At 46.4% G+C, this 13,393-nt stretch carries 6 protein-coding genes, 2 tRNA genes and 3 rRNA genes; 4 read left to right on the forward strand and 7 right to left on the reverse strand.

Annotation, left to right across the window (positions count from 1 at the left end; translation table 11 throughout):
• The first annotated feature begins 12 nt into the window (after nt 1-12).
• Together ubiE and KCV26_03525 are read left to right on the forward strand one after the other, a co-directional pair.
• Nucleotides 13-750 (forward strand): bifunctional demethylmenaquinone methyltransferase/2-methoxy-6-polyprenyl-1,4-benzoquinol methylase UbiE, encoded by a 738-nt coding sequence (gene ubiE, locus KCV26_03520; protein ID WZX37470.1) that lies wholly within the window; start codon nt 13-15, stop codon nt 748-750.
• Nucleotides 751-753: 3 nt separating this feature from the next.
• Nucleotides 754-1,509, forward strand: a complete 756-nt coding sequence (locus tag KCV26_03525) for a shikimate dehydrogenase (GenBank protein WZX37471.1) — start codon at nt 754-756, stop codon at nt 1,507-1,509.
• Between the two features lie 69 nt (nt 1,510-1,578).
• Here KCV26_03525 and KCV26_03530 read toward each other — a convergent pair whose 3' ends face one another.
• Nucleotides 1,579-1,956 (reverse strand): hypothetical protein, encoded by a 378-nt coding sequence (locus tag KCV26_03530; GenBank protein WZX37472.1) that lies wholly within the window; start codon nt 1,954-1,956, stop codon nt 1,579-1,581.
• 244 nt (nt 1,957-2,200) lie between these two features.
• On the opposite strand from KCV26_03530, the gene KCV26_03535 reads away from it, so the two are divergent.
• A complete protein-coding gene (locus KCV26_03535; protein ID WZX37473.1) occupies nt 2,201-4,723 on the forward strand; it encodes a response regulator in 2,523 nt (840 codons plus the stop codon).
• A gap of 16 nt (nt 4,724-4,739) precedes the next feature.
• Here the strand turns inward: KCV26_03535 and KCV26_03540 are convergent, their stop codons facing one another.
• Complete coding sequence (locus KCV26_03540) at nt 4,740-6,089, reverse strand: sigma-54-dependent Fis family transcriptional regulator (GenBank protein WZX38312.1); 1,350 nt, start codon at nt 6,087-6,089, stop codon at nt 4,740-4,742.
• A gap of 175 nt (nt 6,090-6,264) precedes the next feature.
• On the opposite strand from KCV26_03540, the gene KCV26_03545 reads away from it, so the two are divergent.
• Nucleotides 6,265-7,437 (forward strand): aminopeptidase P family protein, encoded by a 1,173-nt coding sequence (locus tag KCV26_03545; GenBank protein WZX37474.1) that lies wholly within the window; start codon nt 6,265-6,267, stop codon nt 7,435-7,437.
• A gap of 93 nt (nt 7,438-7,530) precedes the next feature.
• Here KCV26_03545 and rrf read toward each other — a convergent pair.
• From rrf to KCV26_03570, 5 genes are all read right to left on the reverse strand, one after another.
• Nucleotides 7,531-7,642, reverse strand: a 5S ribosomal RNA gene (rrf, locus tag KCV26_03550).
• 148 nt (nt 7,643-7,790) lie between these two features.
• Nucleotides 7,791-10,691: ribosomal RNA gene (locus tag KCV26_03555) — 23S ribosomal RNA — on the reverse strand.
• Nucleotides 10,692-11,046: 355 nt separating this feature from the next.
• Nucleotides 11,047-11,120, reverse strand: a tRNA-Ala gene (locus tag KCV26_03560).
• Between the two features lie 13 nt (nt 11,121-11,133).
• Nucleotides 11,134-11,207, reverse strand: a tRNA-Ile gene (locus tag KCV26_03565).
• 254 nt (nt 11,208-11,461) lie between these two features.
• Nucleotides 11,462-12,991: ribosomal RNA gene (locus KCV26_03570) — 16S ribosomal RNA — on the reverse strand.
• Together the 16S, 23S and 5S rRNA genes with 2 tRNA genes alongside form the textbook arrangement of a ribosomal RNA operon.
• Nucleotides 12,992-13,393 lie beyond the last annotated feature (402 nt).

Raw genomic sequence — 13,393 nt, forward strand, 5'->3', positions numbered from 1 at the left:
AAATAAAACAAAATGACCTACGACGTAGAAAAAGTTCATCCTTACGAAACGGGTACTTCCAAAAAGGAACAAGTGGAGGCGATGTTCAACGAAATTGCGCCAAACTACGATAAGCTTAATGGCCTCCTTTCCCTGGGAATAGACGATTACTGGCGCAAGGAATCCATAAAGGCGTTAAAACCGTACCGGCCTGAATATATTCTCGACATCGCCACCGGGACGGGTGATTTTGCCATCCTGGCAAAAAAAATCCTTCAACCCAGACGCATTATAGGCATTGACATTTCCGAAGGGATGATGGCTGTAGGCAGAGACAAAGTAAAACGAAAAGGCCTGGAACGCGTCATCACGTTTGAACGGCAGGACTCCTCCGCACTTTTTTTTCCCGATCAATCATTTGACGCTGTCACTGCTGCTTTCGGTATCCGGAATTTTGAAAACATCGATAAGAGTTTCGGAGAAGTGCTGCGTGTGCTCAAACCCGGAGGAGTGTTCCTTTTTATAGAACTGACCACCCCCGAAGCAACACCCATGAAAGAACTCTATTCGCTATATACGAAGTACGTGATGCCCGTCTTGTCGAACACAATGGCCACCGAGCAACGGGCCTACGAATATTTACCCGAATCCATCGCCGCCTTCCCGCAAGGCAGGGAAATGATGCTGATCCTGAAAAAAAATGGGTTCCGGAACATCCGGCTGAGACGGTTTACAATGGGGATTGCAACGTTATATATGGCAGAAAAATAAAGGATGCACACTTACGGATTAATCGGCTTTCCGCTAAAACACTCCTTCTCATCCAAATTTTTTACCGAAAAGTTTGCCCGGGAAGGTGTGGAGGCTGAATACCTGAATTTCGAAATTGAAGATATTCTTCAACTGCGCGAAGTCATTCTTTTCAATCAACACTTGCGCGGGCTGAACGTAACCATTCCCTACAAAGAACAGGTTATCCCGTTTCTAAACGAGATAACCCCCGAGGCTCAACGTATCGGCGCCGTAAACACGATAAAAATCGAACGTGAACCCGGGAACATGTATTTTTATCACCTCACCGGATACAATACCGATTATGTGGGATTTAAAAAATCAATCGAGCCGCTCATTCGTCCCGGGCTTCATAAAAAAGCATTGATACTGGGAACGGGGGGGGCCTCGAAAGCCGTTCGCCAGGTATTCGAAGAGATGAACATCCCCTGGAAGTATGTCTCCCGGACAGGCTCAGACGAACGGTTTACCTACAACGAAATAGACGAAGCAGTCTTACTCGAACACAAGATTGTTGTAAATTGCTCTCCCATTGGCACTTTTCCCAAGGATGAGGAATGTCCCGATATCCCTTACCGGTTTCTCACACACGAGCATCTGCTCTACGATTTGATTTACAACCCGTCGGAAACGTTATTTTTGAAAAAAGGAAAGACACAAGGCGCTACGATTAAAAACGGGGCAGAAATGCTGGAATTACAAGCGCTGGCAGCCTGGGAAATCTGGAGTAAACAATAAAAATCCTCACCGATTTGATTCCAAAGCGGCGAGGATTGAGTGATAGTGTAGTGTCTGACAGACTGCTCTTTATAAAACTTCTTCGGTCTTTGTTTCTTGTTCAATGTCTTTAACGGGCTCTTCCCAGGGGGTTTCTACTCCTTCATTATCGAAATAAATTTTCTTTTGGGACTGATCTTCCTTGTTGGTTACTTTCACTTTCGTGATTTGTTTTTCCGCATTGTACTTGATCACGTCAATATCGTAAGTCTCTTTTAATGCATTGATGGCCGCCTGCACCTTTTCGTTCAATTCTTCGAATTTAACATCTACAAAACCGTCATCGTCAAGGGTAACTTCTATGATGGGTTTTTCGTTTGTTGTATTTACTGTGTTTGCTGCCTGAACTGAGGTTGATGTAAAAATACCTGATGCAGCAAGAGCGATGGATAAAATAACTTTTTTCATAATGATTAATTTTAGAAATTCTCAATTAAGTTTTTTCTGTTTAATTAAACGTACAAAAAAAGATAATCAAATACCGTACAAAAAAACTTCACAAGTATGCAGCGGAAGCATATCCATTTAAGAAACAGCGAATTATATTGAAAATAGGACAAAGCACCGTACCTTAAAAACTGTGGACCGGGTGTAGAAGTGTAGAAAATCTCCACATTTTTCGGATGAAATTCCACATAAAATCCAGAGGTGCATGACAATAAGGGGAAGAAATGAACACAAGATTCAGGCAACGGCACAACGAAACAAAAAATATTGTGTATTTTTGAGCGAAAAACAGATAATGCAAATGGGATCGGATAATTCTTTAGAGCATCGGATAGGAGTGAAAATAAGTTTACTGTTTCTCATTATCATTCTTTATGTCACAGGGATTTTTGTCTACTCCTTCAACCTGAAAAAGTATGTAGACACTCAAAAAGAAGAAATTTCCGGTGCTTACAATGTTTTAGCGCAAAGCAACCAGCTGGTACTTTCTGTTCAGGAAGCCCAGGAGTCATTGAACGCCTATTTAATAAATCCGCACCGAAAGATTCAGTTAAAATACGATTCTATCTCGACAACAATTTCTCTCCAGATAACCGAATTAAAAAAACTGGCATCACAAAGAAATCAAGATGTCTACCTGGAAAGCATCGATTCGCTGTTACACGAAAAAAACAAAATCGTTAATCAGCTTATCGTTCAGTTCCGTTCCCGAAGTCCTATAAGTGAACTCGATAAAAAAATTGAGACGTACGATCAGTTCATTCAGGATTCTGTGGTGGTTACGACAAACCAGGACACCACCATCGTTGTAAAGGATAAAAAAGGATTTTGGACCCGTTTTAAAAATTTAGTCAACCCGAACCGTGCTCCCGATACCATCGTAAGCATTGCTCGGGTGGAACAGGAGACCCGGCTCACGTCCAGGATCGATACCGGAGTATACACCGATTTGAAAAACATGTCTCAAGCTGCCACAAAAACCTATTCATCTCAACTGTCGGGCATCGAAAAACAGGTACGGGAACTTATTCTAGCCGAAAAAAATATTTCCTTGCAAATATCCCAGCTGTTGACTAAATTCTACAACGAGATAACACGCGTCACACGGGAAGGGATCCAGAGCAGTGAACTGCTCACACGCAAAATCTTCACGTTTGCGGTTGTTGTAGGTGCCCTGTCGTTGGTATTGATCCTTATTATCATTTTTCTCATCGTTGACGACCTGAAAAAAGGGCAGAAGGCCCGCCTCGATCTGGCCGAGGAGAAACAGCTTACCGAATCGTTGATGGAAAGCCGCCACAAGTTACTTCTCTCCGTTTCACACGACATTAAGACTCCACTCAGCTCCATGATGGGATATATGGAAATGTGGCAGGGAGAAAAAATTCCGGAAAGCATGAAAAAACAATTGCTATCGGCCCAAAACTCCGGAAAACACATCCTGAGCATGCTCATCAATTTACTCGAATTCTCCCGGTTGGAACGAAATGCGGGAGAACTACACAACAGCCGGTTCAATTTAACAGAGCTGGTGGACGAAATTATACAGATGTTCAGGCCGCTGACCGAAGGGAAAGAACTGGATATCGAGTTTGAAAACCGGGTTGAATCGCCTTTCTATGTTGAAACAGACCACACGGTTCTCAGGCAGATATTGATAAACGTTATCTCCAATGCGGTAAAATACACCGTTAAGGGAAGAATCGATGTCCGGTTAAGTTACGAAAACAGCCTGATTTTTTCCATCAGTGACACCGGAATCGGCATGCATGAAAGCGATATCCGGGAGATATTCAAACCATTTTCCCGTGTGAAAAATCCGCTAAAAGCTGAGGGAAACGGCTTTGGAATGTACGTAACGCACGGGCTTATCCATTCGCTGAAAGGTGAAATAAACGTCCAGTCGAAAAAGGACGAAGGCACCTGCGTTACTATAACACTGCCCCTGCACCCCGCAGAAAAAATACCGGACGAAAGTAAAAACAGCCATCAGGACAGCAACAACGTTTACAGGAAAGTACTCGTTTTTGAAGACGATATAACCTTGGGGAAACTGATAAATGAATTTCTCTCGAAACAGGGATTTAAGGTAAAAATCTGCAACAACACCCGTGACGTGGACGGCTTTATAAATCACATATCCCTGTTTGACATTGTATTCACAGACATGCAGATGCCTGACATCACCGGAAATGAGATTTTGCTCAAAATCCGTAGAATTAATTCCTGCATTCCCGTCTGGCTGATGAGTGCCTACGATGATTACAACACCGAAAAGGCCGTTTCGGAAGGATTCAGCGGATTTATAACAAAGCCCATCCGGATGGGCAAGTTTATTGATGTTCTCTCCGGAGAAACACAGGTCATTACGAACCATCCTCCCTCGCTTGGTGAAAAATTTCCGCAACTGGCTTCTTTATTCGGAGATGACACCGAAACCATCAAAAAAATCCTATCAACCTTCGTTACAACCGTCTATAAGGATACCGAACATCTGACCGGGTTGATTGAAGCATCCGACTTTCAGGGAGCTCAACAATTGTGCCACAAGATCCATCCTTTTATCAGTCAGATTGATGCCCCTCATTTGTGTGAGGTTTTGATAAAAATGGACTCACTCAGGGGAGAGGAAGAAACTACCTATTCTTCCTGGAAAGAAGATTTGTCGTTAAGCATTCGTCAAATAAGAGCGTTTGCCGATGCTATTAAAAAGGAATATTTATTCTGACAATCGTCATTTTCCGCTATAAGCCGTACTTGCGAATCTTGTTGTACAGAGTTTTTCGGTCTATACGCAATAGAATTGCTGCCCGGGATTTGTTTCCTTTGGTTTTTTCCAGAGCACGTACTATCTTTTCTTTTTCTTCTTCGGGCGAGACGTTCAAGGATACATCTGCCTCTTTATTCTCTTCAACACTCTTTTCCGATAAAAACGGTAGACTCTCCAACGTAATCGTATCACCGGGTGAAAAAAGTACCGCACGGCGAATTACATTTCGCAGTTCCCTTAGGTTGCCTGGCCAAGAATAGGTTTCCAACCGGGAAAAGACCTTAGCCGAGATGAACCTCACTTTTTTATCCAGTTCGGCATTTGCTTCGTCAACAAAATGTTCGGCATACAACGGAATATCGTCTTTGCAACTCCTCAGTGGCGGAACCTCAATCATGAACTCATTGAGTCGATGAAACAGATCCTCTCTAAAACGGCCATGGGCAATCGCTTTCTCGAGATTTTCATTGGTAGCCGTAACAATTCGCACATCTACCTCCAAATCGGTAGTCGCTCCCACCGGCCGGATCTTTTTTTCCTGCAAGGTCCTGAGGAGCTGCATCTGGACGCCGTACGGCAAGTTTCCCACTTCATCCAGAAATAACGTACCGCCATTTGCTTCTGCAAAAAAGCCTACTTTATCTTCAATGGCGGAGGTAAAAGAACCTTTTTTGTGTCCGAACAGCTCACTTGGCGCCAGTTCAATGGATAAGCTTCCACAATCTACTGCGATAAACGGGCCATGGGCACGCTGGCTCCGTTCGTGAATCATTCTTGCCGCATGTTCCTTTCCCGTACCGCTTTCGCCAATAATCATCACGGCCATTGAAGTGGGAGCAACGGTGTTTATAAAAGAGTACATACGGGAGGACAGCGGACTGCATCCTTCTACCGTACCTCCTCGCTTCTCTTTCTTCTTTTTTTCCTGCGAATGCTTCCTTAGAATGTTCTCCGTTTCCTTCCTGTCCTTGAAAGCAGCCTCTATTTTCTCTGCGAGAACAGACGGATTGATGGGTTTTTCCAGGAAGTCAAAAGCCCCCAGTTTTATGGCTGAAACGGCCGTCTGTATTTCACCATATCCGGTCATTATTATAACCGGCACCGACGGATACCTTTCGTGCATCCAGGAAAGAAGCATTATCCCGTCACCGTCAGGCAAGCGCAAATCCGATAAGACAATGTCGTATGTTGAATCGGCAAGCGATTCCTGAGCCGATACCATTCCCGCACACCACTTTGCGGAGAATCCATTCTTCTCAAACCACTTTTGAAGCATCGTTCCAAAAGAGATGTCGTCTTCGACTATTAATATTTTTCCGTTCACTTGAGCAATAATTGACACCGTAAAGATAGGTTTTTTATTTTTCATTTGTTCTACGTCAGCAAATGCATTTATGAAACCTAACATTTGACAGAATAAGATTAAGTTTTTTTGGGAAAGAGGGTTTCCGTTCACACGAGAATTGACTATATTTGAAAATCAAAAAAAGAGTTGTTTCATGAATCCTATAAATAAGAAAGAATCCAGTCAAAGACTATCCCGGCTCCAACAAACTATCCGGGAATTACAAGCTGAGGCATGCCTGATTTCCACGACAGTAAACCAATTTTACCTGCTTGGTTTTATTTTTGACGGTTTCGTTTTTGTCCAACCCGAAGGGGATCCGGTTTTGTTCGTAAAACGCCCCAGCGGCATCAAAGGTGACAATATTACCTACATCCGAAAGCCCGAACAGCTTCCCGATCTTCTGCACCAGAGAAAAATTCCGTTGCCCAGGAGGCTGATGATGGAAAACGATGTATTGTCGTTTTCCACCGTTTCACGGATTCAGACAGCCCTTGAAATGCCCAAACTGATAAATGTTTCGGGAGAAATGCGCCGTATCCGAAGTGTTAAATCGGAGTTTGAGATCAAACAGATGCGCGAGTGCGCCGATATTCATGCTTTGGTTTACAAACAAATCCCGCATATTTATAGCAAAGGGATGACGGATATCGAATTTCAGATCGAGCTGGAAAGAGAAATGCGTTTAGCCGGTTCGTCAGGTATTTTTAGAACTTTCGGAGAGAACATGGATATCTTTATGGGCAGCATTCTTACCGGTGACAATGCTCAATCCGCTTCCCCGTTTGATTTCGCACTTGGCGGCCAAGGATTATCCCCCTTGTTGCCAATTGGAGCCAACGGTACGAAACTTATTCCCGGAACTACGTTGATGGTAGATATGGCGGGCAATTACCGCCCGTGGATGAGTGATATGACCCGGACATTCGCTATTGGTACTGTACCCGATATTGCCCACAAAGCTCATCAGGTTTCCATCAATATTTGCAATGCCATTTCCGCAACAAGCCAATCGGGAACACCTTGTGCCAATATTTATTCTCTGGCAGAAATGATGGTAAGGGAAAGCGGCCTTTCCGGTTATTTCATGGGAACAGCACAACAGGCCAAATTTGTAGGGCACGGAGTAGGGTTGGAGATTAATGAACCGCCCGTTCTTGCACCCCGCTCGAAGGAAATCCTGGAAGCAGGTATGACAATTGCCGTAGAACCCAAATTTGTACTTCCGGGAATCGGCGCTGTGGGAATAGAAAATACCTATATCGTTCGCAATGACAGGTTGGAGAAAATTACCGGTTGCGAGGAAGAATTAGTGGAGTTATCATGAATTCCGGTTGATCATTCTTCCGGTGATTGACTGGTCAACTGGTTATAAATAAAAAAAGCCTTCCGGATTTCTCCTGAAGGCTTTTCTGATAAAGGACGGCGGCTACCTACTCTCCCACTTTGTGTGCAGTACCATCGGCGCCATTGGGCTTAACTTCTCTGTTCGGAATGGGAAGAGGTGGATCCCCAACGCTACAACCACCTTAAGTAAGTCCGGGAGTGAAAAGGTCTTTCCTGACCGCTCTTCTTCTCCCTGTGCTGATAAAACATGATGAAAAGTAAAAAGATCAATACTCACGGGCAAACAACCCAAAAGCCATATTTATCAAATCCTGCGATTCAAAGAGCTTGCACGAAAATAAAGCGTACGGGCAATTAGTACTGCTCGGCTACGTACGTTACCGCACTTCCACCTGCAGCCTATCAAGGTCGTCGTCTACAACCACCCTTATAAAGAGATCTAATCTCGAGGTAGGCTTCGTGCTTAGATGCTTTCAGCACTTATCCCTGCCCAGACTTAGCTACCCGGCAATGCAGCTGGCGCCACAACCGGTAAACCAGAGGTCTGTCCAACACGGTCCTCTCGTACTAGTGTCGGGGCCTCTCAAATCTCTAACGCCCACGATAGATAGAGACCGAACTGTCTCACGACGTTCTGAACCCAGCTCGCGTGCCACTTTAATGGGCGAACAGCCCAACCCTTGGGACCTTCTCCAGCCCCAGGATGTGACGAGCCGACATCGAGGTGCCAAACCATTCCGTCGATATGAGCTCTTGGGAATGATCAGCCTGTTATCCCCGGAGTACCTTTTATCCTTTGAGCGATGGCCATTCCATACTGAAACCACCGGATCACTATGCTCTAGTTTCCTACCTGATCGACTTGTGAGTCTCCCAGTCAAGCGCGCTTATGCCATTATACTCACCTAGAACGGTTACCAATCGTCCTGAGCGCACCTTTAGAAGCCTCCGTTACTTTTTTGGAGGCGACCACCCCAGTCAAACTACCCACCATACAGTGTCCTCCGCTTGAGCGGAGTTAGAAGTCAAACACCCGAAGGGCCGTATTTCAACGTCGGCTCCACAAGTACTGGCGTACCTGCTTCAAAGCCTCCGGCCTATCCTACACATCGGATGCCCAAATTCAATGTAAAGCTATAGTAAAGGTTCACGGGGTCTTTTCGTCCCATCGCGGGTAATCGGCATCTTCACCGATACTACAATTTCACCGAGCTCACGGTTGAGACAGTATTCTGATCGTTACACCATTCGTGCAGGTCGGAACTTACCCGACAAGGAATTTCGCTACCTTAGGACCGTTATAGTTACGGCCGCCGTTTACTGGGGCTTCAATTCAATGCTTCTCTTGCGATGACATCTCCTCTTAACCTTCCAGCACCGGGCAGGTGTCAGGCTATATACAGCTTCTTTCGAATTCGCATAGCCATGTGTTTTGTTAAACAGTCGCCAGAATCTATTCTCTGCGGCCACTGTCGCCAGTGGCGTCCTTTCTCCCGAAGTTACAGGACTATTTTGCCTAGTTCCTTAACCGTGAATCACTCGAGCGCCTTAGTATTTTCAACCCAACTACCTGTGTCGGTTTACGGTACGGGTGCGTTGATAATTGGCGTTTAGCGGATTTTCTCGGCAGTCTGCTTACCCACATTATTGGCTCATCCGAAGACTTGCCATACTTTCAGGTTCAGCTCCCGGTGCGGATTTGCCTGCACCGGTCACAGCCTACCCCCTTCAACCATCTATTCCGTCAGATGGCAGTGGTGTCACTTCTGCGTCCCCACATAACTTATCAAAGCAGTAACGGAATATTAACCGTTTCTTCCATCGGAATCGCCTCTAGGCTTATCCTTAGGCCCCGACTAACCCTGATCCGATTAGCGTTGATCAGGAAACCTTAGTCTTTCGGCGTGCGGATTTCTCATCCGCATTATCGTTACTTATACCTACATTTGCTTTTCCGGACGCTCCAGAGTACCTCGCAGTACGCCTTCAACGCAGGACCGGAATGCTCCCCTACCAATTCATTAGAATTCCATGGCTTCGGTAATATGCTTATGCCCGATTATTATCCACGCTCCGCCACTCGACTAGTGAGCTGTTACGCACTCTTTAAATGAATGGCTGCTTCCAAGCCAACATCCTAGCTGTCAAAGCGGCAGAACTTCGTTTAATGCAACTTAGCATATATTTGGGGACCTTAGCCGATGGTCTGAGTTGTTCCTCTCTCGGACACGGACCTTAGCACCCGCGCCCTCACTCCCGGAGATCACTTACACGCATTCGGAGTTTGTCTGGACTTGATAGGCGGCGAAGCCCTCGCATCCAATCAGTAGCTCTACCTCATGTAAGCTCATTATCCGAGGCTGCACCTAAATGCATTTCGGGGAGTACGAGCTATCTCCAAGTTTGATTAGCCTTTCACCCCTACCCTCAAGTCATCCGAAAACTTTTCAACGTTTACCGGTTCGGCCCTCCATGTTGTGTTACCAAAACTTCAGCCTGCTCAAGGGTAGATCACTTGGTTTCGCGTCTACTCCTGCTGACTATGCGCCCTGTTCGGACTCGCTTTCGCTGCGGCTGACGCGCATCATTGCGCTTAACCTTGCCAACAAGAGTAACTCGTAGGTTCATTATGCAAAAGGCACGCCGTCACCCCGTAAACGGGGCTCCGACCGCTTGCAAGCACATGGTTTCAGGGTCTATTTCACTCCTCTGTTCGAGGTTCTTTTCACCTTTCCCTCACGGTACTGGTTCACTATCGGTCTCTGGTGAGTATTTAGCCTTGGCGGATGGTCCCGCCGGATTCACACAGGATTTCTCGTGTCCCGCGCTACTCAGGATACCGGTAGGCTTCGCCAGGGAGTCGCGTACGGGATTATCACCCTCTACGATGCGCCTTTCCAGGCGCTTCCGCTTCCTTGGTCTCTTGCCACTTCCCGGTCCTACAACCCCGGTATTGCCGAAACAACACCGGTTTGGGCTATTCCCGTTTCGCTCGCCACTACTCCGGGAATCACTTTTGTTTTCTTCTCCTGCGGGTACTTAGATGTTTCAGTTCCCCGCGTTTGCCTTCCATACTGGATGGAATGATACAATCTTCTCGTATCAGGTTGCCCCATTCGGAAATCCGCGGATCGATTCGTATTTGCCAATCCCCGCGGCTTATCGCAGCTTATCACGTCCTTCGTCGCCTTCCAGAGCCTAGGCATCCCCCATGTGCCCTTATGTACTTTATTTTCTCTTTATTTGTGCCGTCTGTACCACACCGCCCGAATTTCCCAAAAGGAAAAACGAACCAGCGGTAGCAGGGCTTGATAAATACTTAGCTTTTTGTTACTTACTATTTTCTTGCTCTTTTTACTTTTACTTCATCATGTCAAAGATCGCTTCCAAGGGGAAACGCTTAACGCGAACACCCTTCGATAGCCGTCTGATACGGAGTCGAACCGTTGAACACTGTCCCCGACGGACATCAAACCTCAATATGTTTCCTCAAATCTCACGCCCGCGGCTCTCCTGCCGGCAAGGCTCACATCACTCTTCCTACCGGTCCCCGGTCTCCTCTTCGGCAGCCAGAAGGCCTGTTTCAAAGTGGAGAATAACGGATTCGAACCGTTGACCCTCTGCGTGCAAGGCAGATGCTCTAGCCAGCTGAGCTAATCCCCCGTTATCTTCCTTGTAGTCCCAGGCAGAGTTGAACTGCCGACCTCTACATTATCAGTGTAGCGCTCTAACCAACTGAGCTATAGGACTGTGCTGGTCGCAGTGTCGGCCGATCGCCGTAGGAAAACAGGACACGCCCGCCTCCCGTGCTCACGGTTCTGCCCGGTGAGTGTTATGTTGTTTTATATACGTTCCAATGACGGATGCAGTTTTGAATCGGTACCTCTCGGTTGAAAAAAAAACGTGAAAAAGAGCGTCTGAAGACCGGGACTCCGATTAACGGGCCCCTTTTCTGCCTTCCATGCCCAAAACCCTGCCGTTAACAGGACGGGAACGTTCTCCAGAAAGGAGGTGTTCCAGCCGCACCTTCCGGTACGGCTACCTTGTTACGACTTAGCCCCAGTTACCAGTTTTACCCTAGGCCGCTCCTTGACGGTTACGGACTTCAGGTACCCCCGGCTTCCATGGCTTGACGGGCGGTGTGTACAAGGCCCGGGAACGTATTCACCGCGCCGTGGCTGATGCGCGATTACTAGCGAATCCAGCTTCACGGAGTCGAGTTGCAGACTCCGATCCGAACTGAGAGTGGTTTTGGAGATTAGCATCCTGTCGCCAGGTAGCTGCCCTTTGTACCACCCATTGTAACACGTGTGTCGCCCCCGGACGTAAGGGCCGTGCTGATTTGACGTCATCCCCACCTTCCTCGCATCTTACGATGGCAGTCTCACTAGAGTCCTCAGCATGACCTGTTAGTAACTAATGATGAGGGTTGCGCTCGTTATGGCACTTAAGCCGACACCTCACGGCACGAGCTGACGACAACCATGCAGCACCTACACGGCGGCCCCGAAGGGAAGGCAGATCTCTCTGCCGGTCCGCCGCATTTCAAGCCCGGGTAAGGTTCCTCGCGTATCATCGAATTAAACCACATGTTCCTCCGCTTGTGCGGGCCCCCGTCAATTCCTTTGAGTTTCATTCTTGCGAACGTACTCCCCAGGTGGATTACTTAACGCTTTCGCTCAGTCGCTTACATTGTATCGCAAACAACTAGTAATCATCGTTTACTGCGTGGACTACCAGGGTATCTAATCCTGTTTGATCCCCACGCCTTCGTGCATGAGCGTCAGTAGTGGTTTAGTAAGCTGCCTGCGCAATCGGAGTTCCTCGTGATATCTAAGCATTTCACCGCTACACCACAAATTCCGCCTACTTCATCCACACTCAAGAAAGCCAGTATCGAAGGCACTTTTACAGTTGAGCTGCAAAATTTCACCGCCGACTTAACATCCCGCCTGCGCACCCTTTAAACCCAATAAATCCGGATAACGCTCGGATCCTCCGTATTACCGCGGCTGCTGGCACGGAGTTAGCCGATCCTTATTCGCAAGGTACATGCAAAGGAGGACACGTCCCCCACTTTATTCCCTTGCAAAAGAAGTTTACAATCCATAAGACCTTCATCCTTCACGCGACTTGGCTGGTTCAGAGTTGCCTCCATTGACCAATATTCCTCACTGCTGCCTCCCGTAGGAGTCTGGACCGTGTCTCAGTTCCAGTGTGGGGGATAAACCTCTCAGTTCCCCTATCCATCGTAGCCTTGGTGAGCCGTTACCTCACCAACAAGCTAATGGAACGCATGCCCATCTTCAACCGATAAATCTTTAACAAATATTCCCATGCGGGACCCCTGTGTTATGGAGTATTAGTCCGTTTTTCAACGGGTTATTCCCCTGTTAAAGGTAGGTTGCATACGTGTTACTCACCCGTGCGCCGGTCGCCACCATCGTATTGCTACTCATGTGCTGCCCCTCGACTTGCATGTGTTAGGCCTATCGCTAGCGTTCATCCTGAGCCAGGATCAAACTCTTCGTTGTATATTTGTTATATGTCTTGAACTTTTCCTGCCCCTGTTGTGTCAACTACAGGAAAGGCATCGACAAACAAAAAAACCGAATAGCCGGTGATCCTCAAACCCTCGATTCACGAATCTATTTCTTTTCCTTTTATGTTCTATTGAACGGGTACCAATATATATATTTTATATACTGCTTGTCATTAAAAAAACGTATATGAAAATCTTTCAAAGAACGATCAATTGCTTTCTACATCTACTTGTTTTCGGAAAGCGGATGCAAAGGTAGGGAAAGATTTCATTCCATCAAAACATTTTCACAACAAATTTGATAAAAAAATCAACTATTTTACAAAACCCAAAACAATGGCCTGACAATTAAAGAATTATTTAATTCATTTTTTTTTTGAATTTTTTCCCACTT

The organism is Petrimonas sulfuriphila, assembly GCA_038561985.1.
GTDB classification, from domain to species: Bacteria; Bacteroidota; Bacteroidia; order Bacteroidales; family Dysgonomonadaceae; genus Petrimonas; species Petrimonas sulfuriphila.